We start from the raw sequence: 23110 nt of genomic DNA, 5'->3' as shown, positions 1-23110 counted from the left end.
AACTGCCATTTAGCTGAATAAGAAAATCAACATTCTTTTTTTAACAGAGACTTAAAATAAAAAAGTACCCATACCAGTTAAGTATTTCACTCTAAAAAACATAAAAAAGCAGATCATTTCAAATCGAAAACTTGTAAATATGCCTTCTATCTAAAAAGAACTCTTATATAAGATTGATTAAATTAACTGCAAATAAAAAAACTCCGTTGAAATAGCCTCAAAGTTTGAACTAGTACATTTTCCAATAAAGAAAGGGCCGCTCATGTGTCAGTTAACCTGACTTTTGAGACAGCCCCAATCTAATCAAAACAAATCAATTATGCTCCATCATTAATGAAGCTATATTGCGCCATGTATAGCTTATAATAATGTCCTTTTAATCTTAATAATTCTTCATGTGTACCGCTTTCCTCAACATTTCCGTTTCCGATTACCATAATTTTGTCGCAGTCACGGATTGTTGATAATCGGTGGGCAATGACAAATGAAGTACGACCTTCTAATAACTTTTCAATTCCGTTTTGGACAAGCTTTTCTGTATGTGTATCGATATTGGAAGTAGCTTCGTCTAATATCAAAATTCTAGGATCAGCTAGTAGAGCACGAGCAAATGAGATTAATTGTCTTTGACCTAATGAAAGTCTTGAGCCCCTCTCGTTTACATCAGTATCGTACCCATTCTCCATTTTAATAATAAAGTCATGAGCGTGGACTGCTTTAGCTGCAGCAATTACTTCTTCATCTGTAGCATTTAATTTACCGTATCGAATATTTTCCATAATCGATGTTGAGAATAGGAATGTATCTTGTAGCATAATTCCCATTTGACTTCTAAAGGATTCTAAATCTACTTTTTTAATATCGTTTCCATCTACTAAAATTTCACCTTTTAAAGGATCATAGAATCGGCTTAAAAGTGAAACAATCGTCGTTTTTCCTGCCCCAGTTGCACCTACTAATGCAATTTTTTCACCAGGATTTATTGTAAAATTCACATTTTTTAAGACTGTAGAGTTTTCATCATAACCAAAAGTCACATTTCTAAATTGAACTTCACCATTAATTCGTCCAATTGGAGGTGCATTTTCTTCACTAATAATTTCTGGATCGATATCCATGATGTCAAAAATACGATCAGCTGCCGAGAAGTTTGATATTAATGTATTATAAAAGTTTGATAAGTTCATAATTGGACGCCAGAACATGCCAATATACATTGAAAATGCGATTAATGTTCCGACTTCAATATCTTGACTAGTTACAAGCTTATATCCAACATAAAATACAATTACAGTACCAACACCCCAAGAAAGCTCTACTAATGGCCAGAAGAAGTCATTCATTTTTACTGCTCTCATGAATGATCCCATTAATTCAGAAACCTTTTCTTTGAAGTCTTTTTCTTTATCTTTTTCTTTCGCAAAGGATTGAACGACTTTTATTCCTGAAAAATCTTCATGTATAAACGCAATTAAATTTGAACGTTTCTTTCTGTAATCATCCCATCTTTTACGTGCACGTGTTTCAATATAAAACATAGCAATTGCTAAAAATGGAAGAATTGATACAGATGCGATTGCAAGTTTTACATTTAAGATAAACATGACGACTGTGACGCAAACTAAGCTTAATAATTCCGGAATTAATGTTTGAATACTTTGGTTGAATAAATTTTGGAGAGCACTAATATCCCCCATTACTCGAGCCAAAATTTTTCCAACAGGTCGATTATCAAAAAACGTAAATGATAGTTTTTGAATATGTGTGTATAGCTCATGACGAATATTAACTAAAATATTATTCGTTACGGAACTAATCATCGTCCAACGTATTTTTGAAGCAATCATTGCTAAGAAATTTAGTGCTAATAGTACTGCTCCAATTATTATTAGCCCTTTTACATCGTGATTTTTAATATTTGTATCAATCGCTACCTTTAGTAAATATGGGTTTAATATCCCAATTACCATTACAAATAGCATTAAACAAATAACGGTAAATGTTTTTAATTTATAAGGTTTTAAATAAGTCCCGAGCCTAAGTATAAGCTCAGTTTTACTCCGATTTAGTTGGTCTTCATCACGATTTATCGTATTTTGTGCCATTAAACCACCCCGCTTTCTACTGTTTCAAAATCTTTGAATTGTTCTTCGTAGACTTCAAAGTATCTTCCTTTTTTATCAAGTAATTGTTTATGATTTCCTTTTTCAACGATTTCTCCATTTTCAACAAATAAAATGACATCGGCATTTTTTACTGCTGAAATACGGTGTGCAATGATAAATGTTGTACTATGTGAGAAGCGTTTATTTAAATTGTGTAATAATTCATATTCCGTTTCCATATCTAATGCAGAAGTTGCATCATCTAAAATTAGGATCGGAGCATTTCTTAGTAATGCGCGAGCAATTGATATACGTTGTTTTTGCCCACCAGATAAACCAATTCCTCGTTCACCAATTTCCGTGTTGAACCCTTCCTCTAGCTCTTCAATAAAGTCTAAACAACAAGCAATACGGCAAGCATCACGGATTTCATCCATTGTAGCTTCTGGGTTTCCTAGTTTAATATTATTTTCAATCGTATCTGAGAAAAGGAAAGTATCCTGAGAAACGAGAGACATATTTTGACGTAATGATGTTAGATTGAAATCTTTAACATTAACGCCATCTACTAGAACTTCACCTTCATCCACATCGTATGAACGACCAATCAGATGAAGAATTGAAGATTTCCCGGCACCTGTCGTTCCCATAATCGCTACTTTACTACCGCTTGGAATATATAGATTAATATCTTTTAAAACAATTTCATCATTGTATTTAAAGCTTACATTTTTATATTCCACTGAACCGTCAACAAGATTAGGTGTGTATGCACCTTCTTTGTTTTTGATTGCTGTTTTACGATCTAAAATTTCAAAAATCTTCTTCGCAGAAGCTTGGTTTTTAGAAAGTACATCTGTTAGCCAGCCTAGCATTCTCATCGGCCAAATTAAGTTCCAAATATATCCACTGAATGCTACTAGTTCACCTAGTGTCATACTTTGTTGTAAAACGAAATATCCACCGATAATAATCATTGCGACAAGCGCAATATTTGTTAAAAATTCAATATTAGGAAAATATTTACGCATTGTTTTAGCTTGAGCCATATTTAAATCATAATAGCCACGATTCATTTTCAAAAATTTCAACGTCTCATGCTTTTCTCTAGCAAATGCTTTTACCAATCTTACACCGGCAATGTTTTGTTGAGCTGTTGTATTGATTTCAGCTGTATGGTCACTTATTTTACCGTAACCTTTATTAAGTAAGCGATTTAAACGCGTCCCCATATATCCAATTGGGATCATGATTACTAAACAGATTAGTGCCAACTTCCAATTAATAACAAATAAGATAACCGTACTGACAGTAAAGTAAATAATGTTTTCAACAAACAATCTTAAACCAAACGCAATTGTTTGCCAGATATTTTCCACATCTTCATTGATTCTCGAAAGTAATTCACCCGTATTCATCGAGTCGAAATACTTAAATTCAAAACTTTGTATATGCTTGAACATATCATTTTTTATATCTTCATGAACCTTTGAACTTACTAAGTCATATAAATATTCTTTCACATAACCAAAAATTGATTTAATGATTGTAACACCTATAATACCTCCAATTACTGGTAGGACAACAGATGCCTTACCTTTCGTAATACCATCATCGATTAGAATCATTTGTAAATAAGGAATTAAATGATCCACACCTATTACTAAAACCATTGAAATTGAACCAATAATAAATGAAAGCTTATGTCTAAAGACATATTTTAAAATTCGAGACAAATTTATACCTCCCTTGTATCAATTAACCTAACTCTACGCAACCCTCCACTTTTTTTGACAAAAAAAGGCCATGGGAATATTTTCCATACCCCATGGCCATAAAGAAACGTTTCGCCCAAAAATAAACAGTTATGAACCGTTTATTTTTGGCACAAAAAAGCCATGGGTAATATAAACCCATGGCTAGATCGTCAATTGAAATCTATGTTTCAACGTGGTCCGTCCTGCGTAGAGATAGGGTTCATAATCATTATGAAATTATGTGATGCTACAGCGTTTAATTTTCTTACAATCATCATGTTAACCTACCTCCTTCTTATTTGATATTCTTATCATATACGAGTGGACTTTGAAATGTCAAACAATTTTTAATAATTTATTTATTTATTTAATTTTATACACGATCGCTTCATACGGTCTTAAATATTTATTCACACCCGGTAAACTTGAATCTTTATAATTACTTAAAATTATACTTACTTCTTCATAGCTATTACTATGAGTAAATTTTGATTCCTCATTTGTAAAGTTTGCTACAATTAAGAATTTTTCACCATTATACTGTCTTTCATATGCGAATATTTTATTATCCTTTTCAGCAAGCATTTCGAAAGAACCATAAACAATTGCAGGATTTTCTTTTCGCAATTGAATCAACTTGCGATAATGATGAAAAATTGAATCTGGATCGTTTATCGATTGTTCGACATTTATTTTAGTAAAATTCGGATTTACTGTTAACCAAGGTTTACCTTTTGTAAAACCTCCATGCTTTTCTCCATTCCATTGCATTGGAGTACGTGCATTGTCTCTACCTTTTGAATAAATCGATTCCATTATGTCTTCGTGCTTGAATCCTTTTGAAATTCGATCATGATACATATTTTTCGTTTCAATATCATCATATTCATCAATGCTTTCAAATCGAATATTTGTCATTCCTATTTCTTCACCTTGATAAATATATGGTGTACCTTGCATTAAATGAAGGATTGTAGCCAGCATTTTCGCACTTTTGATACGATATTCTTTATCATTCCCCCATCTAGAAACAATTCGTGGTAAATCATGATTGTTCCAGAACAGGCTATTCCAAGCCTTTCCATCAAGCTTTGTTTGCCACTTATTAAAAACTTCTTTTAATTCTAACAAATTCAATGGCTTTAAATCCCATTTTTCTTTACCTTCTTGTTGATCAAGACCAATATGCTCAAATTGAAAAATCATACTTAATTCATTTCGAGCAGGATCCGAATAAAGCTTTGCAATTTCTGGAGTTGCTCCCCAAGTTTCACCAACAGTTAGGACATCATGATTTCCAAAAGTCTTTTTATTCATCTCTTGCAAATATTCATGTAGCTTTGGACCATTTGCTGTAATCTCTTGATCTGGAATCTTCCCAATTAAATCAATTACATCCATTCGGAATCCACCAATTCCTTTATCAAGCCAAAAGTTCATCATATTATATACTTCTTCGTGGACTTTTGGATTCTCCCAGTTTAAATCTGGCTGCCGTTTACTAAATAAATGCAAAAAATATTGTCTAGTTTGTTCATCATATTCCCATGCACTGCCACTGAACACAGAAGGAATGTCATTTGGTTCACTGCCATTCACAGGATCTCTCCAAACATAATAGTCTCTATATGGGTTATCTTTGCTCTTGCGAGACTCAATAAACCACGGATGCTCATCAGATGTATGGTTCACGACTAAATCCATTACGATTTTAATCCCTCGATTATTTGCTTCAGAAATTAATTCATCCATATCATTCATTGTTCCGAACTCTTCCATAATGTCACAATAATCACTAATATCATAACCATTATCATCATTAGGAGATTTATATACAGGACTCAACCAAATAACATCAATTCCTAAAAGCTTTAAATAATCCAGCTTTTCAATTATTCCTCTTAAATCACCGATTCCATCAGCATTACTATCCATAAAACTTCTAGGATATATTTGATAAACTACACTATTATGCCACCATTTTTTCTCCATTTAAATTGCCTCCTAGATTATGTATCAATCTTAAAAACTAAAAAATTTAATTGTCATTTCTAAATAATTATGGTATGTGAAATTTTAAATCATTCAAACCCTTTTACAAACCTGTGCAATCGTGTGCATTCATTTGTATTAAAAGCGCCCTAGTTTTAAAAAACACTTATTTATATACCTTATTTAACCGCTTACATTTTCTATTTTAACAAGATTGTTCATTAATGCAACCATTTACATTTTTTATATCGTTTTACCTATTCTAGTTTTTGAATTAATCTATTTTTTTCGTAATTTGTAATTTTATTAGATAGGACAAGCGATCCTTTCATAATATATAAAGCTATGTATTTTCTATATATTGTTGGGGTGAAAATTTTGTTTAAGCGCTTGTTACTATTTTTATTAGTACTACTTTTATTTTTGAGCACTTCTTTTGTTCAATCTTTCGCCGCAGAAACAAAACCTGTTTCACAATTTATCATTATTAATAAATCAATTAACAGATTAGCTTTTTATGAAAATGGTAAATTGGTAAAAGTATTTAAAGTTGCAACCGGCAAGAATCAGGATCTAACTCCTGAAGGCAAGTTTAAAATCGTCGTTAAAATTGTTAATCGCCCTTATTATAAAGAGAATATTCCTGGGGGTGATCCGAGAAATCCGCTTGGTAATCGGTGGTTAGGTTTAAATGCTAGAGGGACATGGGGTACAACCTATGCAATCCACGGGAATAATAATCCAAGTTCGATAGGAACTTATGCTAGTCACGGTTGTGTGCGAATGTATGACGAGGAAGTAGAATGGTTATATGATCGTGTTCAAAAAGGTGCTACTGTTTTAATCACTTCATCTAACCAATCGTTCCAAGACATCGCCGTTGCAAATCATTTATTTGATGATGATTCTGGAAGTGTTGTTGTAACAAAACCAACAGATATTCCTACTAGTTTACAACTTGGAAGTGTGGGTTCAGAGGTTGAATGGCTGCAAGATACATTAACAAAATTAGGCTACTCAACAAACGGGGTCGATGGCTATTTTGCTAAAGGCACAGATCAGGCAGTAAGAGCATTCCAACTAGATCATGGCTTAACTAGTGATGGCGTTGTTGGTGCTAGTACAAAAAAATTATTATTAGACAAACTCCATGAAAAAAACCGTGAGTTAGTATCTGCTTATTTTTATACACTTACATTAAAGAAAAATATAAAAACGAATGGTGAAGACCGTTTTGATAGTCGATTAAATGGCGTTCAAAAATTAAATTATTAAACTAGTAGAGGGTATCAGTAAGTCTAACTTTTAATGGAAGCCTTGTTTTTTAATAGTGAAAAAAAGGTGGACTGCAAATAAAATCTGGTTATCGCAATTAAATTTAGCAAAACTGCAATTAAATACCATAGAATCACAATTAAATTAAACTATTACCCATACCAGTTAAGGTTTTTTGGACTAAATCTTGTACAATAACAGATCCTTTCTAAATGAAAACTAGTATATATACTCTATAGAATAAAAATTTTGCTAAATTCTTCACTAAAGCTCCATTTTTTCAACTTAAAATAATAAATACCTCGTACTAGAGATAAAAAAAGGGGCGTCCCAATGGACTGCCCCTTTTATATGATTACTTTGTTAAATATAAGTACAATAATTTCATCGTACTTTCCATCGCACTATAATGCGTTCTTTCGATACCATGAGAAGCATGAACACCTGGTCCAATTAACGCGCCACGAATATCTTGTCCTCCTCGTAAAGCAGCAACTGTATCAGAGCCGTACATTGGATAGATATCTACTGCATAGCTAAGTTCATTTTCTTTTGCTAAGTTGACTAAATCAGTCGTCATATTGTAATCATATGGTCCACCAGAATCTTTTGCACAAATCGAGACATCGTATTCAGTACAGCTTAAATCATCTCCAATACAACCCATGTCAACTGAAATTAATTCAGTAATATCAGATGGAATATAAGAAGAACCATGACCAACTTCTTCATATGTTGAAATAAATAATTTTGTTGTGTATGTAGGTACAATTTTTTCTCTTTTAAATAATTCAAGTAAGCCAATTAAACATGCCACACTTGCTTTATCATCAATAAATCTTGATTTTATAAATCCGCTTTCAGTAATTGTCGTTTTTGGATCGAAGAAAATAAAATCCCCTGGGCAAATTCCAAGATTTAATACATCTTCTTTTGACTTAACACATTCATCAATACGAACTTCCATGTTTTCTGGGTCACGTTTTTTTGTTTTACTATCTTCGAATACGTGAATTGAAGGACTTGTCGATAAAAATGTACCTGTATATATTTTCCCATCACGTGTTCTAATTTGACAATATTCACTATCAAGTGTTGGTACGATTGGTCCTCCAATAATTGTAAATTTTAAAGTACCTTTACTTGTAACTGATCGAACCATTGCCCCTAATGTATCAACATGTGCAGATAATCCGATGACTTGCTCATTGCTTTTACCTGGAATTGTGATTACGCCACAACCTTTATTAGTCGTTTCAAAATCATATCCTAAACTATTTGTCCAAGACTGAATTAACTCCATAATTTCAAAGCAAAAACCACTTGGGCTATTAAACTCTAGTAATTGTTTTGCGGTTTGTAGTACATATTCTTTATCAATTTTAATATTCATAGCTTTCCCCCTCAATTTTGAAATTTTCATGCAATTCTTAATGTATTTATCATACATTTATTTATGTTTGTTATCAATACATCGTCCTGCCTTAACATGTTTGTCGCATTGCTATGTGATTATTCTCATATAAATGATGTATATCGAAAATTAAATGAGGTGAAAATGTGTATTTTTTTAAACCAATCACTGAAGAGGTCCGATTGTTTCAACTAAAATTCACTAAACATAATAAAACCAAAAAATTTATTTTAGCATCTATATTTGCTTGTATTGCTGCACTTTTTCAAGCTGCAGGTGGCCTATTACCAGGTATAGGATTATTTTTAAGTCCCCTCGCCACCGCACCCATTCTATTATGTTCCATGTTTTCCGTAACTGATGGAGTAAAATCCTATTTTCTAACAATTATGTTGTTATTCATTTTACAGCCAACTGAACTAATTGTCTTTCCTTTTACAACAGGATTATTGGGACTTGGTACAGGCTTAGCTTTTCACTTTTTTAAAAAGAGATTATCAATTATTGCGGCTGGAGCGACTCTTTTAATGTTAGGTATTATGAATCTATTATTTCTTTTCCACTTTCCAGTCTTAGGGCCGAGTTTTTCTGATACTTTTTCAATCAATACTGTTCTAATTATTTTATTATTTTCTTTCTTTTATTGCTGGTTCTGGGTTGAAATTACTTTACTTATTTTTAGAAGATTGGCTCTGCAAAACTAACTAATTACATAGAAAACGTAAAAAATCCCTTCAGCGAGAACTGAAGGAATTTTTTACATTTTAATTGTTTTAGGGGGGATCTAAGCTTTAATAAATTTAGTTAAGAGATTTTGTTTGAAGAAGCTTGATCCCCATGCCAATAAAGATTATTCCTGATAGTTTGTTTAATACTATGCCAACTTTTCGGTTTCCTCTTAGTTTTTTTGTAAAATACGAAGAAAAATACGCAACAAATAAACACCACAACAAACCTGTAAATGTAAAAGTCAGACCTAAGATTAGAAAAGGAATAGGACCTGAGACGTTTGTATCGATGAACTGAGGAAGAAACGAAAGAAAAAATAAAGATACTTTTGGATTTGTAAGACTCGTCAACATTCCTTGCATGTATACTTTGCGAATATTTAATTGATTGACTTTAGAATCAAACTGGCACGAATCTCTCAACTCTAATTTTTTAAAATTCCTAATCTATGTATTCGATATCATTTTTTTGACACCATGCGATTGCTAAGTCTTTATAGCGTCTGTCACGATAACTATACCAATCCAAATCAATATTTAACTCTATAACTACATCTTTAAATCTTCTAAATGCGCCTTTTCCCTCGATTGTTATAAGTAATAAGTTTTGTATTTTCTCATCTTTAACTGTTAAACAAAAGTCTTTCATCATTTTATATTCATCAATTTCATATTTTGAAGGTAATTCTTTATAGTCCTCAAAATTTCCCACAATTTCATTTGCGATTTCTAAATTTTCTACCTGCCAATCTTGTAAATCATCATCTATAGGCTTTTCATCTTCAGCATCAATAAGATCCTCTTCAGCAACCGAAAAAACTTCACCAGTTTTTATCTTTACAAATGAACGATAACCATCAATTTGCATTTCCAATTCTTCAATAATATCTTTTATCTTTGCTTTATTTGTCATAAAGAATCACCTACTTATTTTTTATTAGTCAAATCAGTTGTTTTACTTCAATAATTATACTTGATAGTTCTATAAATGAATGCACTTTCCTTCTTAAAAAGCTTACTTTATTTATACACTACATAAGTATTTGCTAATTTCATGCAAGTCTGTTTTCCTTTTGTAAAAGAAGCAATCATTATATAACCAATAAATATAATGAAACTGGAAACAATCTGAGCTAACCAACGGCTATTTGGCTCAAATACGGATAACCTCCCCCTTCAACAACTAACTTTTCAAATAGCCTTTAATTAAAATAAAAAAATAGATAAAAAAATAGATAAATTGTTATTTGTTTTTCATGGACAGAATTGATACCAGAAACAGAATCACACGATACTATTTTTTGTTTTTTTTAAAACGATAAAAAATTTTTTCAAGTCCATTTCTGCTTGCAAACCTTGCTATTTCAACGTTTTTTCAACTGGGACAATTCACGTCCACAGGGTGGGTAAAGTCCCTGGAGAAATCGTGATTCGAACGTGTTATAGTGGGTTTAGGAGGTGTTTCTAATGCAAATTTTAATCTGTAAAGAATGCGAAGAAACGATTGAATACGCGGAGTATAAAAAAGTTGTGAAAATCTATTCAACTTGCGAAAACTGCAAAAACGAAGCTGCAACTTCAACTACAAAATAACATAAAACAAAAAGCTAATATTGTAATCTAGACCTTTATTAAAAATTAACTTAATTTTTAAAGGTTTAACAAAATATCAAAATATATAATTGAAAATGAAAAAAGGATCTTACAAAAAGATCCTTTTTTATCTTTATTTGGTCTTAATTCTATTTTCTAAATAGTTGGAATCCTTAAACGAATTTAAAATAGGAAGTTCGGGTGGATTAATATCTGTTGGAAGATGGTCAAAACTAAAAAAGTTTAACTCGAGCACTTCGCTTTCTTCTTTCTCTAATTGACCTGTATATTCAGTACAAAGATAAGTCGCAATTACATTATACACCTCATCTCCATGAGGATATTTATAATAAAATTCTTTCCCAGAAAAAATATTAAAAAACTCAAGATTCAATGCTGTTAGTCCAGTTTCTTCCTTCAATTCTCTTTTAGCTACTTCTTCTAAATTTTCTCCCAACTCTAATGACCCACCAGGTAATCCCCAAGTCTTATTATCTTTTCTTAATTGTAATAATACCCTCTTTTTTGAATCTAGTAGAATAACATTTGCACCTGCCATTAAGATAGGTCGACTACCGACAACTTTTCTTAAATCCATAATATATCCCATTGATTTTCTCCCCAGTATGCGATGATATGTTTAATCCTACTGTATCAAACAATTCCATTTTATTCCACATAACTGACAATTACTTCAAAAAAACAAGCTACATTCTGAAAATCCGGTAGCTCTCTTTAAAACTATTAAACAAAAAAGTAGGGTTTACAGAAGGATTTTACTAATTAAATTCCTTATATAGTCAGTAGCTTTAACTATAAACAAAAAGAGAAGTAACATTTGTATACGGAAAAGATACAAACGTTACTTCTCTCAGTCAAAAATTTAGATCGACTTATCCTTACAACAACTGGAATGTTATAATGATCTACATAATAGATAAACTCATAAAAGACAAAATTCTAAAAGTCACTGTACAATTTCAAAAATCGTTCCCATGTTTAAATCAGTCACTTTCATCGAACCATAAACGGCTAAATAGATTTTTGTTTGATTTAAATTCGTTCCCAAACCTACAAAATAGGCCGGTTGAGATCCAAAGTCATAATCTGTTTGTATAACACTGAAATCACTTTGTTTACCATCTGGTCTTAATTTCGTATAAGCTAAAACTCCTTTAACTTGTGCTTGAGATCCCTTTCGTACCAAATCGGTAAATACGACGCTACCAGCTAAACTAGGTATTTCATTCCCCATGTATGCTTGGACTCCTGTAAGTGCAGTTCCTTCGAATTTATCATGTCTTGGATCTTTATGAAAATAGCTAGTTAAAGGCTGAAGACGGCTGGCTGAAAGTGTTACTGATTCATTGTAATAAGCTATTGTTTTCTTATCCAAATCTGAATTTTCAGCGCAACCTTCTATTGTTGAGGTCGGAAAAGCACCTTCCCAGCCTCTCCAGCCGAAGTTAATAAATCCTTCCATTTCAGCTTCAGAATTCATGTGGATTAACTGTGAAACTGGTATAGGTTTATAGTGAACAAATGAAAAAAGCGATTCCACCAAGTCCTGACCGACATTCCCTACATATTTGATATATTGATTATAAAATCTTTGATAGGAAATACCCATTATATTCCGAACACCTTTAGCCATTACTGTAAGAGTTTCCTGAATACTTGTTGGAAGTTCATTAAATCGAGTGACAATAGGGGGATTATTGCCGTTTATATTTTTCCCTACATCAATTTCAATTATTTTACCCGCAATTTCCAAGTTGTCCTGGCTTAAATTAAACGGATCATAGCCCGATCCACCATCTCCTGTTGTTAAAACAAGTTTACTAGTTTCAGGTGAAAAATTTAAGGTATTAAGACCATTATGATTCAAGAATGGTCTTCTGATGTTCAATAATGTCCGTCGTTTTTGTGGCTGACCATTTGATTGTAAAACCCATTCTTCAACTGTATCAATATGATTATATTTAGTTTCCCTATTTAGCCATTTTAGATTTAATGTTTTAGGATCACACGGATTAGGTTTAAAATGGGTAGAAAGAGCACCTGGACCCTGAGAACCAGCTACTGAATAATGAAGATAAAACAACCCATTATGATAAAAATTAGGATGAAATGCTAGCCCAAGCAATCCGCGTTCATCATAGCCTCCCTCTTCACCTAATTTTAATACCCGAGGGCGAATATCTAAAAAAGTCCTGATTTCTCCATTTCCTATGTAAAAGATCTCTCCTACCTGTGTTGCGATAAAGAGTCTTTCAATTGAATCGCCTGGAAGAATAGCTGTTTTCAAAACAGTCGGTAAATTAATCTTACTAACAACGGGACGTAAATTTACTTTAACTTTTAACAACTAACATTACACCTCCTTCATATTATTTTCTTCTACAAAATTATGATAGGAATAGTTCTATTAGTACCGAAATTCATTTCTAAGAACGATGATATACAAAATAGAAATATAGTTTCTTTTATACTTTATTGTTAAAATAAGGAACATATTTTAATTGAAAGGAAGAAGTAATTTTGATAACTGCAATATTTGTTTTTTTATTAGCCGGTTTAGCTGAAATTGGTGGAGGATACCTTATATGGTTATGGCTAAGAGAAGGTCAATCTGCATATTTTGGATTAATAGGAGGGCTTATTTTGGCACTTTATGGTGTCATTGCAACGTTTCAAATTTTCCCATCATTTGGTAGAGTTTATGCTGCCTATGGAGGCGTATTTATCGTTCTTTCAATCTTATGGGGCTGGGGTGTCGATAAAAAATCACCTGATTTTTATGATTGGATTGGTGCAGCAATCTGTTTAATCGGTGTGTCTGTAATTTTATGGGCACCCCGTAATTAATTATTGCCATTTATTTAACGATCTTGAAGGATAGTATGATAAGAAATTGAACTATTAATTAAGAGAATTAATACTTTTATTTTTGGGAGTGAAAAAATTGTCATTACAAGTAGGCGATATTATTACATTTGAACGAACTTTTACAGTTGAAAATGTTGAATTGTTTACGAAGGTTTCTGGTGATGCAGGCGCACATCATATCACGCCTGATGAACAAGGAAGACTTGTCATTCAAGGTTTGTTAACTCCAAACTTTACCAACTAAAATAGGTGGAGATCACAACGTACTAGCACGAACGGTAAATTTCGAATTTTTAAGCCCAGTTTACTCAGGAGATACAATAACCTGTGAAGTTACAATCGAGAAATTTGAAAAACAAGCTAATAGAATATCAATCATGTCATCCTTCTTATGTACAAATCAGAAGAATAAACAAGTATTACGTGGAAACTTTGCTGGAGTAATATTATAACCTTATATTTAAAAGGATGCTCGCTTCCTATAGGAAATTATTAGCCAAAATTTAAAAGTTACTTTGCTAACAAACTAGGAAGCTAAATCTCACCCCTTGAAAGCGAGCTTCTTGCAGTGGAAATTTACATATTTTTTCATAAAATTTGATTGTTATTGTAATAATATCTATCAATTTTGATATAAAGACTGTAATGCCAAATGTTCTATATCTTTTTTTACATATATATCATATTGTGTATTCTCATTAAATCTCTTACCATTAAAATTCATCGGTAATTTCGTTTTATACTCAATTCCATTCTTCTTCAATTTACCAATAATGATAAAATAGTTTTCATATCCAAACGTAGTATAGATTAACTTCCACTTTCGGTTTAAATATAATTGAATGAAACTATACAGTACTATAATGATCAATACATAGATTACTAGCTCTAACATATTTAGTCCCTCCAATTTATACTTTTTATTTAACATATTAAATAGCTACTAGTTTTTATGTATGGATTTTAGAAAATATTATTTTAATGTCTTCTTTCAACTTAAATAAAAACACTCCAGTAAATGAATACTAGAGTGTAAAAGTTATTAAAAGAATCCTAGTTTACTCGGTGAATAACTAACTAGCAAATTCTTTGTATTTTGATAGTGGTCCAACATCATTTTATGTGTTTCACGACCTACGCCTGAATTTTTATATCCACCAAAGGCTGCGTGCGCAGGATATGCGTGATAGCAGTTTACCCAAACTCTACCTGCTTCGATGTTGCGTCCGAATCGATAAGCAGTATCCATATCACGTGTCCATACACCCGCTCCTAATCCATATAATGTATCGTTAGCGATTTCCAATGCCTCTTCTTTTGTTTTAAATGTAGTAACCGAAACAACAGGACCAAAAATTTCTTCTTGGAATACTCTCATTTTATTGTTCCCTTTAAAAATGGTCGGGTTTACATAAAAACCATCTTTCAATTCTCCATCCAGCACATTGCGACTACCACCAACTAAAACTTCAGCACCTTCATTCTTTCCAATTTCAAAATAAGATAAGATCTTATTCAATTGCTCGTGCGAAGCTTGAGAACCAATCATTGTTTCAGGATCCAATGGATTTCCTTGTTTAATCGCTTTAACACGCTTTACTGCTCTATCCATAAATTCCTCATAAATTGATTCATGAATAAGCGCTCTTGAAGGACATGTACATACTTCTCCCTGATTTAAAGCAAACATCGTAAAGCCTTCAAGTGCTTTATCGAAAAACTCTTCATTGTCTACTACATCTTCAAAGAATATATTAGGAGATTTACCACCTAATTCTAATGTAACAGGAATTAAATTCTTTGAAGCATATTCCATAATTAATCGGCCAGTTGAAGTTTCACCAGTAAATGCAATTTTCGCAATTCGATCACTTGAAGCTAATGGTTTACCTGCTTCAAGTCCAAATCCGTTTACAACGTTAACAACTCCAGGTGGCAATAAATCTTGAATTAGTTCCATTAAAACTAATACTGAAGTTGGCGTTTGCTCAGCCGGTTTTAGTACAACACAATTCCCCGCAGCTAGGGCTGGAGCAAGCTTCCAAACAGCCATTAGAATTGGAAAGTTCCATGGAATAATCTGACCGACTACCCCTAATGGCTCTTTATAATGATATGCAACTGTATCACCATCAAGTTCACCGAGTGATCCTTCTTGCGACCTGATACATCCGGCAAAATAACGGAAATGGTCAATTGCTAATGGAATATCTGCGGCTAAAGTTTCACGAACAGGTTTACCATTTTCCCAAGTTTCAGCGACAGCAAGATATTCTTTATTCGCTTCCATACGATCAGCAATCTTATGTAAAATATTTGCCCTCTCAGTTACTGACATTCTCCCCCATTTACCTTTTGCACCATGTGCTGCATCTAGTGCTTTTTCGATATCTTCGGAAGTGGATCTAGCTACCTCGCAAAAGACTTGTCCAGTTACAGGCGATACATTTCCAAAATACTGTTCCCTTACTGGTCGTACCCATTCCCCACCAATAAAATTGTCATAACGATTTTTAAACGTAATTAATGAACCAGATTTTCCAGGTGTAGCAAATACCATAATTATTCCCCCTTAATAGCTTGTCTCTTTATAAACCTATGAAAATGTGGATATTACTATGACTAATAATAAATAATTTGTTTAATAGAAATATTTTGATTCAAAACTTATTATTCGGTAGAATGATAGAAGTGAAAAAAATCTGATAGAAAATGAGGGGTAACTGTGCGTAAAAACTTCGTAGATATTTTATATCTCCTTGTTGGATCAGCTATATTTGCAGTCGGTGTTAACTTCTTTGCCATACCGAATAAATTAGCTGAAGGTGGCTTTACCGGTATTACGATGATTACTTATTATCTATTTAACTGGTCACCTGATGTGGTGTATTTTGTTCTAAATGCTTCCTTGTTAATAATTGGATATAAATATTTAAAGAAACAACTAATAATTTATACAGTTATTTCAATCGTAGCGATTTCATTTTTCTTACGTATTACCGACGGTTATGGCGTACCAACTAGTGAAACTTTACTAGGTACTATTTTTGCAGGTGTCTTAATTGGTCTAGGGTTAGGAATTGTCTTTCGTGCGGGTGGTACAACAGGTGGTTCGACGGTTCTTGCTCAAATGGTTCATCAATCATTTGGGTGGAGTATTAGCAAATCTTTACTATTATTTGATCTAATTGTCGTTTTAGGTGGTTATTTTGTCATCGGCTTTGAGAAAACGTTATATACTGTTATTTCTATTTATATCGGTATTAAAGTTTTAGATTTTATTATGGAAGGATTAAATCCTAAAAAAGCGATTACGATTATTTCCGATCAAGCAAATGAAATTGCACAAATCGTATCAAATGAAATGAATCGAGGCGTAACGATTTATCCTGCAAAAGGCCACTTCTCTGGCCTAAGAAAAGAGTCCTTATACATTATTCTTAATAATAAAGAACTATTTGAACTTAAAAAAATAATTCACACAATTGATCCAAAAGCGTTTGTCGTTATTCATGATGTAAATGATGTGTTGAAAGCAAGTTAAAAGGTTTAGGAAAAGCAAAAAACAAATCGCGTTAAGTACTCAAACTTAAGTGATTTGTTTTTTTTATGCACTTTAGTCCATTTATTTAAATCGTTATCATATTTCAATAGTCTGTAACATCTTTATCTGTTATTATATGAAATTAAATGGTTAAGTCGAATTGTAAATCTATTTTATATTGTTTTTCCTTTTATATCTACACTTAACCTTTCATTTATTCCATCTAGTTCCTTTTGTAATTTAACGATTTGTGAAATTTGAACTTTCTTTTCTTCATCCGTATCTTTTTCTTCTGCATTCATTGCAGCTATTTCTAGTTGTATTTTAATTCGTTCATTTAATAAAGTTTGTCGATCGTTTGAGATGTTCTGTCTACCGTTCCATTCCGCAAAAGATCCTTTGAATTCATAAAGATTTCCATTTTCAATATGAATTACTCGATTTGAGACCTTTTTTAGTAAATAAGGATCATGTGACACTACAACTACTGCTCCAGGATATGCAGCTAATGCTTCTTCAATTCTTTCTCTCGTGTGAATATCTAAATAGTTTGTTGGCTCGTCAAGCACTAGTAGATTAGCATCAGAAAAGTATAACTTTACGAAAGCAACTCTACATTTCTCACCCATGCTTAGTTGAGCGATATTTTTGTATACATCCTCTCTTCTAAAAAGGAAACATGCTAAAATTGTTCTTGCTTCTGTTTCAGTCATATTTGGTAGTGATAAAATTTCATTTAAAATTGTTGAATCCTCATTTAACGCTTCAAGCTCCTGCATAAAATAACCTATTTTTAATTGTGGATTATGCCTTACAGATCCATTATTAGGAATCAATAATCCTGTTAATAATTTTAAAAATGTAGATTTTCCAGAACCATTTTTTCCGATTACAGCTAAACGATCCTCTCGATTTAATATAAAGTCCACTTGGTTAAATAACGATTTTTCATCATATGAAAAATTAACACCTTCAATTGTGATCATTTGTTTTGCTGAAAATGATTCATTTTCAAAGCTCGCTGAAATTGTTTTTACTTCCTTTGGTTTTTCGACTTTTCTTTTCTCTAATCGATCTAAATCCTTTTCTTTAGATTTAAATCTTAATGCGTTCTTTGCTGCTTTTTTCTTAGCAAATGGATCTCGTTCACTAGCAGCATTATGCGAGCTTGTAAACCATTGTTTATATTGATTAATTGTTTCAATAAGTTTTTTCTTTTCTGCTTCTTGTTTTTCATATTGTGCTTGCTGGGTTTTTCGCTCATGTTCTTTTTGTATTTTATATGTTGAATAGCCACCATTATACTTAAATGTACCATTTTCAGTTAATTCAACTGTAACAGTCGCAACATCATCAATGAATTGTCGTTCATGCGAAATAAAAAGAACACTACCTTTAAAGTTCTGTAACCATTCCGTTAACCACTTAATTGACTCAGTGTCCAAATGATTTGTTGGTTCATCTAAAATTAAAAGCTTTGGTTGCTTCATCATTACTTTAGCCAATTTAACTTTTGTTTTTTGCCCACCACTTAAATGACTAAACGGGATATTCCATAACTCTTGCGGTAATTGAAATTTCTTCAAAACTTGATCTATTTTTGTTTCCCAATCATAGCCATCTAATTCTAAATATTTACTTAAACTCTCGTTATATTTAGCGAGATTTTCTTCATTAGACAAATCAAGTAAATACTTTTCTAAATTCTTTTTAATGAAATATCGCTCTTGATCAAATGATTCGATCACTTCCCTTGCCAACAAAATTTCCTGATTCTCTTCATCTGTTAAAAGCCAACCAATCTCATCTTTTGAATAGTGAATTTGCAGCATTCCTTTTTTCAATGGAATATTACCTAATAGGGCATTAATAAATGTTGATTTTCCAACTCCATTTTCACCAATTAATGCTACCCTTTCACTTTCTTTTATGTCTAAGTTTCCATTTTTAAATATTGTATTTCCATTTAATTCTATTTCTATATTCGTTGCTTTTATAATAAACATATACTTCACTCCATCCGATTTTAAAATATCATTCTCTCTTATAATTCCATCCTTAAAACGAGAGAAAATAAAAACACACAAGCAGTATCTGCCTGTGTGTAAATTGGATGTGATTTAATAAGCCGAGTATATATGAAAAATATATACGTTGTTTATATTTCAAATGAAATGTAATAGTAAATAAACCCGTGCAATTTACTACAATGGATTAATTTAATATTAATTATGGGCTCAAAAAATAGACATAGTTATCCAATTTCTCTGATTTCAGGCAGAGTACTTTTTTGCTATAAAATTCGTTAGCTTAAAAAGTTATCGGATATTGTACATAGTGTCTAAATTTGATGCCTCCTTAAAATTATTAATTACATATTAGCTTACTTTTAGTATGATTTCAATGCTTTCTTTTTATTCTTTCCAAATTAATGCCAATTCCTTACTCAATTTCTTTCTTAATTGGCGACTTTCTAATCGCTTAAATGCTAATTGCTGTAATTTAACTTCTTCCTCAGTTTCCGGTATAACCTCTACTACTTTATGTGGTTTTCCATCTTTAAGTGCAACAAAAGTTACAAAACATGTTGCAGCAACTCTTTTATCACCTGAAAGTAGGTCTTCGGCAGTTGCTCGAACAAATACTTCCATTGAGCTTGATCCTGTTAAGATCACGAACGATTCATAATATATGCAGTCACTTTCTCGAACTGGACATAAAAATTCTACTGAATCCATCGATGCGGTTACACATTCCATTCTTGAATGCTTTGTGGCTGAAATAGAGGCTATTAAGTCCATTGCGGCAAGCATTTTTCCTCCGAATAATGTACCATGGTTATTTAAATCAGTTGGAAATATTCTACTACTATCAAATACTCTAGATTCTTTTACATATCTACCATTCATCGATTTCACCCTATCATTAAATAATTGAATAATATTTTTGTCGGACTTTTTTCGCAGATTTTACCATGTTTGATAAGGCATCTATTACCTCAGCTTCATTGCGCGTTTTTAAACCACAGTCTGGATTAACCCAAAATCTATTTGCATCACAAACTTTTAATGAACTTAAAATATTTTCTTCCATTTCCTCAATTGACGGTACCCTCGGACTATGAATATCATACACGCCTAAACCAATTCCAAATGGATAAGGGGAGTCTGATAAATAAGCAGAAAATTCTTGATGACTTCTTGCATGTTCAATTGAAATAACATCTGCATCTAGATCAATAATTGTTTCCATAATATCGCTAAAGTTGCTATAACACATATGTGTATGTATTTGCGTTTCATTTCGAACGCTTGAAGTAGCTAAACGAAATGCTCTCGTTACCCAATGTAAATATTGATCCCAATCTTTTCGCTTCAAAGGTAAACCTTCTCGAATTGCCGGTTCATCAACTTGAATAATTGAAATGCCAGCAGCTTCAAGTGCTTTTACTTCCTTACGTAAAGCTAATGCAATTTCATTTGCTATTTCCTCTCTTGTATGATCCTCACGGACAAATGACCAATTTAATATCGTAACTGGACCTGTTAACATCCCTTTGACTGGTTTAGTTGTTAAGCTTTGAGCATACTCAGATTCATTTACAGTAATCGGCTTTGTAAATTCGACCTTACTATAAATAATTGGCGGTTTAACACAGCGTGATCCATAAGATTGAACCCATGCTTTTTTCGTAAATGCAAATCCCTCAAGTTTCTCACCAAAATATTCAACCATATCAGTACGCTCATACTCACCATGTACTAATACATCCATATCAATATTTTCTTGAATTTCAATCCATTCTTTAATTTTTAATTTTATTTGATCCATATATTCTGATTCATCAATTGCTTTTTTCCGCCATTGCTGTCTTATTTGTTTAATTTCCTTCGTTTGAGGGAAACTTCCAATTGTTGTCGTTGGTAAAACCGGTAAATTCATTACTTTATTTTGTAATGGATATCTTAAATGAAATGGTACTGGTCTTCTAAAATCTTCTTCATTAATTGAATCCAATTCATTACGTGTTGAGTGATTTTTTTCGCTAAGCTGTTTTAAATTTACTAAACAATTGCTTACATATTTAACTTCATTTTCAAATATGTTCGCTTTATTTATAAATAAACTTTTTAGTAAAACTAACTCTTTTAATTTTTCATCGGCAAATGATAATGCCTCGAATAATGTTTCATTTAAGAAATTCTCTTCAATTTTTGTAACTGGTACATGAAGCAAACTAGATGACGGTTGAATCCACCAATCTTTTGGATTTACTTCTTTTTTGAGAGAATTTAAAAAATCAATGGAATCATTTAAATCATTTCTCCAAATATTACGTCCATTAATTATTCCAACACCTAGTACTTTGTCATTTGGAAATCCGTATTCCATAATCGACTGTAAATTTCCATCTTTACCATGTACAAAATCAAGACCAATGCCAGCTACTGGGAACAAAATTAGTTCTTTATATTGTTCAACCGCTTCAAAGTATGTTTGAAGCATGATTGATAATGAAGGTACAGCTTTAGCAATTTGCTCATAAACTTCTTTCATAAAACGAATATCTTCGCTCGATTCTTCTAACACAAAACATGGTTCATCAATTTGGACCCACTCAACACCTTCATTCTCAAGCTCTTTAAGCATTTGAATATAAAGGTATACTAAATTACTAATTATGTTTCGTTTTTCCTCTTCTTGGTAACCTTTAGCTAACTGTACAAATGTATAGATTCCTAGAATGACAGGTTTCGTTTTTATGCCAAGCTCAACTAGTGCCTCTTTGTAAGCTTCTAATGGCTTATTGAATAGTAATCTTGATTGCTTGTCTTTATTATATTCAGGAACGATATAGTGATAGTTTGTATTAAACCATTTCGTCATTTCACAAGCTACGATATTTTTACTCCCTCTTGCTAATGCAAAATATGTATCTAGACTTGGTCTTTCATTTATGTCACCAAATCGGCTAGGAATCCAACCAAACATAGTCGCAAAATCTAACACATGATCATAATACGTAAAATCATTTACAGGAATTAGCTCCACACCTAAATCATGTTGTTTCTTTATTGAGCTTAATCTCAGTGATTTCATTTCTTTTTCAAATTCTTCTTCATTAATTTTATTTTGCCAAAAGCTTTCTAACGTTTTTTTCCATTCACGATTTTCACCAATTCTCGGATATCCCAGATTACTTATGCATGTCATTCTTTCCCTCTCCTTTTAACTAAAATAAAAAAGCATTTTTACCTCATAAGAGACAAAAATGCCTTTAAGTTGGAAAACATAAATAATTAGAATACGTTAACTTAAGCTTTCTTTCCATAAGGCACCTCCCTATCTCTCGTAGGTCAAACAGCGTCGTTAGAATCGGCAGGTCTCCTGACTTAAGAATCATAGTAAATAAAAGCCTTCCCTATTTTAATTAGTGGCATCTTCTTATTTACTCCTCTATTACAGTGGCGGGACCGTGTTGGAATTAAACCAAACTTCCCTTTTAAGTAAATGATTTCAAACTTTTAAATTCATTTACACCTATTCCCTACTATTTAGTTTTTAACATTTTGTCATAAAATATAAAAATAGTCAAAATATTTATTTTTTTATTTTTTGCACTGTTTAAAAAATTTTTTATTTTGCACTGAGTATTTATAGATTTCATCATTCAGCTAATTAAAAAATGCGTTCGTATTCTAGTCTCATCCAGTTTATTACTGTTTGATCTAATCATACGAACGCATTGATTGTTTACTTTATTATTGAAAAGCTATGTTCGAAGGAACAACTTACCATCAAACCAATTCAAT

The 23110-nt window shown here is 32.1% G+C and carries 17 protein-coding genes, 2 pseudogenes and 1 riboswitch; of the genes and pseudogenes, 6 read left to right on the top strand and 13 right to left on the bottom strand.

The genetic code is table 11. The features are described from left to right. Positions 1–317 precede the first annotated feature (317 nt). The 3 genes from RAH41_RS00880 to RAH41_RS00870 all read right to left on the bottom strand — a co-directional run bounded on the left by RAH41_RS00880 (position 318) and on the right by RAH41_RS00870 (position 5854). Positions 318–2105, bottom strand: a complete 1788-nt coding sequence (locus RAH41_RS00880; protein ID WP_331219922.1) for an ABC transporter ATP-binding protein — start codon at positions 2103–2105, stop codon at positions 318–320. Further along, on the bottom strand, positions 2105–3841 hold the full coding sequence (locus RAH41_RS00875; protein WP_331219921.1) for an ABC transporter ATP-binding protein: 1737 nt from the start codon (positions 3839–3841) through the stop codon (positions 2105–2107). Before RAH41_RS00875 ends, RAH41_RS00880 begins: the two co-directional genes overlap by 1 nt. 384 nt (positions 3842–4225) lie before the next feature. Beyond that, positions 4226–5854, bottom strand: a complete 1629-nt coding sequence (locus tag RAH41_RS00870; protein WP_331219920.1) for an alpha-glucosidase — start codon at positions 5852–5854, stop codon at positions 4226–4228. A 378-nt stretch (positions 5855–6232) separates the two neighbouring features. Between RAH41_RS00870 and RAH41_RS00865 the strand changes: the two genes are divergently transcribed. After that, on the top strand, positions 6233–7129 hold the full coding sequence (locus RAH41_RS00865; protein WP_331219918.1) for a L,D-transpeptidase family protein: 897 nt from the start codon (positions 6233–6235) through the stop codon (positions 7127–7129). A gap of 355 nt (positions 7130–7484) precedes the next feature. Here RAH41_RS00865 and RAH41_RS00860 read toward each other — a convergent pair whose 3' ends face one another. After that, on the bottom strand, positions 7485–8522 hold the full coding sequence (locus RAH41_RS00860) for a M42 family metallopeptidase (RefSeq protein WP_331219917.1): 1038 nt from the start codon (positions 8520–8522) through the stop codon (positions 7485–7487). Between the two features lie 203 nt (positions 8523–8725). Here RAH41_RS00860 and RAH41_RS00855 point away from each other — a divergent pair, with 203 nt between their 5' ends. After that, positions 8726–9247 carry a hypothetical protein gene (locus tag RAH41_RS00855; RefSeq protein WP_331219916.1) on the top strand — a complete coding sequence of 174 codons (522 nt, stop codon included), beginning with the start codon at positions 8726–8728 and terminating at the stop codon, positions 9245–9247. A gap of 96 nt (positions 9248–9343) precedes the next feature. On the opposite strand, the pseudogene RAH41_RS00850 reads toward RAH41_RS00855, so the two are convergent. Both RAH41_RS00850 and RAH41_RS00845 read right to left on the bottom strand, forming a co-directional pair. Beyond that, positions 9344–9661: pseudogene (locus RAH41_RS00850) on the bottom strand (LysE family translocator); the annotation flags it as partial. A 52-nt stretch (positions 9662–9713) separates the two neighbouring features. Beyond that, positions 9714–10184: a UPF0158 family protein gene (locus RAH41_RS00845; RefSeq protein ID WP_331219915.1), complete on the bottom strand. Its 471-nt coding sequence runs from the start codon at positions 10182–10184 to the stop codon at positions 9714–9716. A gap of 554 nt (positions 10185–10738) precedes the next feature. Between RAH41_RS00845 and RAH41_RS00840 the strand changes: the two genes are divergently transcribed. After that, positions 10739–10864, top strand: coding sequence for a GapA-binding peptide SR1P (locus RAH41_RS00840; RefSeq protein WP_331219914.1), 126 nt, complete (start codon positions 10739–10741; stop codon positions 10862–10864). Between the two features lie 133 nt (positions 10865–10997). Here RAH41_RS00840 and RAH41_RS00835 read toward each other — a convergent pair whose 3' ends face one another. Further along, the gene (locus tag RAH41_RS00835) at positions 10998–11474 is read right to left on the bottom strand and encodes an NUDIX hydrolase (protein ID WP_331219913.1); all 477 of its coding nucleotides are present in this window, start codon (positions 11472–11474) and stop codon (positions 10998–11000) included. 357 nt (positions 11475–11831) lie between these two features. Next, positions 11832–13232, bottom strand: a complete 1401-nt coding sequence (locus tag RAH41_RS00830; protein ID WP_331219912.1) for a PQQ-dependent sugar dehydrogenase — start codon at positions 13230–13232, stop codon at positions 11832–11834. 173 nt (positions 13233–13405) lie between these two features. On the opposite strand from RAH41_RS00830, the gene RAH41_RS00825 reads away from it, so the two are divergent. Together RAH41_RS00825 and RAH41_RS00820 are read left to right on the top strand one after the other, a co-directional pair. Then, positions 13406–13732, top strand: coding sequence for a YnfA family protein (locus tag RAH41_RS00825; protein WP_331219910.1), 327 nt, complete (start codon positions 13406–13408; stop codon positions 13730–13732). A gap of 97 nt (positions 13733–13829) precedes the next feature. Further along, a pseudogene (locus tag RAH41_RS00820) lies at positions 13830–14205 on the top strand (enoyl-CoA hydratase). A gap of 170 nt (positions 14206–14375) precedes the next feature. Here RAH41_RS00820 and RAH41_RS00815 read toward each other — a convergent pair. Both RAH41_RS00815 and RAH41_RS00810 read right to left on the bottom strand, forming a co-directional pair. Then, complete coding sequence (locus RAH41_RS00815) at positions 14376–14648, bottom strand: hypothetical protein (RefSeq protein ID WP_331219908.1); 273 nt, start codon at positions 14646–14648, stop codon at positions 14376–14378. 147 nt (positions 14649–14795) lie between these two features. Further along, positions 14796–16313 (bottom strand): aldehyde dehydrogenase family protein, encoded by a 1518-nt coding sequence (locus RAH41_RS00810; RefSeq protein ID WP_331219906.1) that lies wholly within the window; start codon positions 16311–16313, stop codon positions 14796–14798. A gap of 165 nt (positions 16314–16478) precedes the next feature. Here RAH41_RS00810 and RAH41_RS00805 point away from each other — a divergent pair, with 165 nt between their 5' ends. Then, positions 16479–17297 carry a YitT family protein gene (locus tag RAH41_RS00805; RefSeq protein ID WP_331219899.1) on the top strand — a complete coding sequence of 273 codons (819 nt, stop codon included), beginning with the start codon at positions 16479–16481 and terminating at the stop codon, positions 17295–17297. Between the two features lie 173 nt (positions 17298–17470). Here RAH41_RS00805 and abc-f read toward each other — a convergent pair whose 3' ends face one another. The 3 genes from abc-f to metE all read right to left on the bottom strand — a co-directional run bounded on the left by abc-f (position 17471) and on the right by metE (position 22511). Further along, the gene (gene abc-f, locus RAH41_RS00800) at positions 17471–19303 is read right to left on the bottom strand and encodes a ribosomal protection-like ABC-F family protein (protein ID WP_331219897.1); all 1833 of its coding nucleotides are present in this window, start codon (positions 19301–19303) and stop codon (positions 17471–17473) included. Between the two features lie 408 nt (positions 19304–19711). Beyond that, a complete protein-coding gene (locus RAH41_RS00795) occupies positions 19712–20206 on the bottom strand; it encodes an acyl-CoA thioesterase (protein ID WP_331219895.1) in 495 nt (164 codons plus the stop codon). A 16-nt stretch (positions 20207–20222) separates the two neighbouring features. Next, positions 20223–22511 carry a 5-methyltetrahydropteroyltriglutamate--homocysteine S-methyltransferase gene (metE, locus tag RAH41_RS00790; protein ID WP_331219894.1) on the bottom strand — a complete coding sequence of 763 codons (2289 nt, stop codon included), beginning with the start codon at positions 22509–22511 and terminating at the stop codon, positions 20223–20225. 146 nt (positions 22512–22657) lie between these two features. Further along, positions 22658–22857: riboswitch (cobalamin riboswitch) on the bottom strand. Between the last annotated feature and the right edge of the window lie 253 nt (positions 22858–23110).

Source organism: Gottfriedia acidiceleris (assembly GCF_036421055.1).
In the GTDB taxonomy this organism is placed as follows: domain Bacteria; phylum Bacillota; class Bacilli; order Bacillales; family Bacillaceae_G; genus Gottfriedia; species Gottfriedia acidiceleris_C.
The sequence above is the reverse complement of the archived record's forward strand: the minus strand, read 5'-3'. Positions and strand labels throughout refer to the sequence as shown.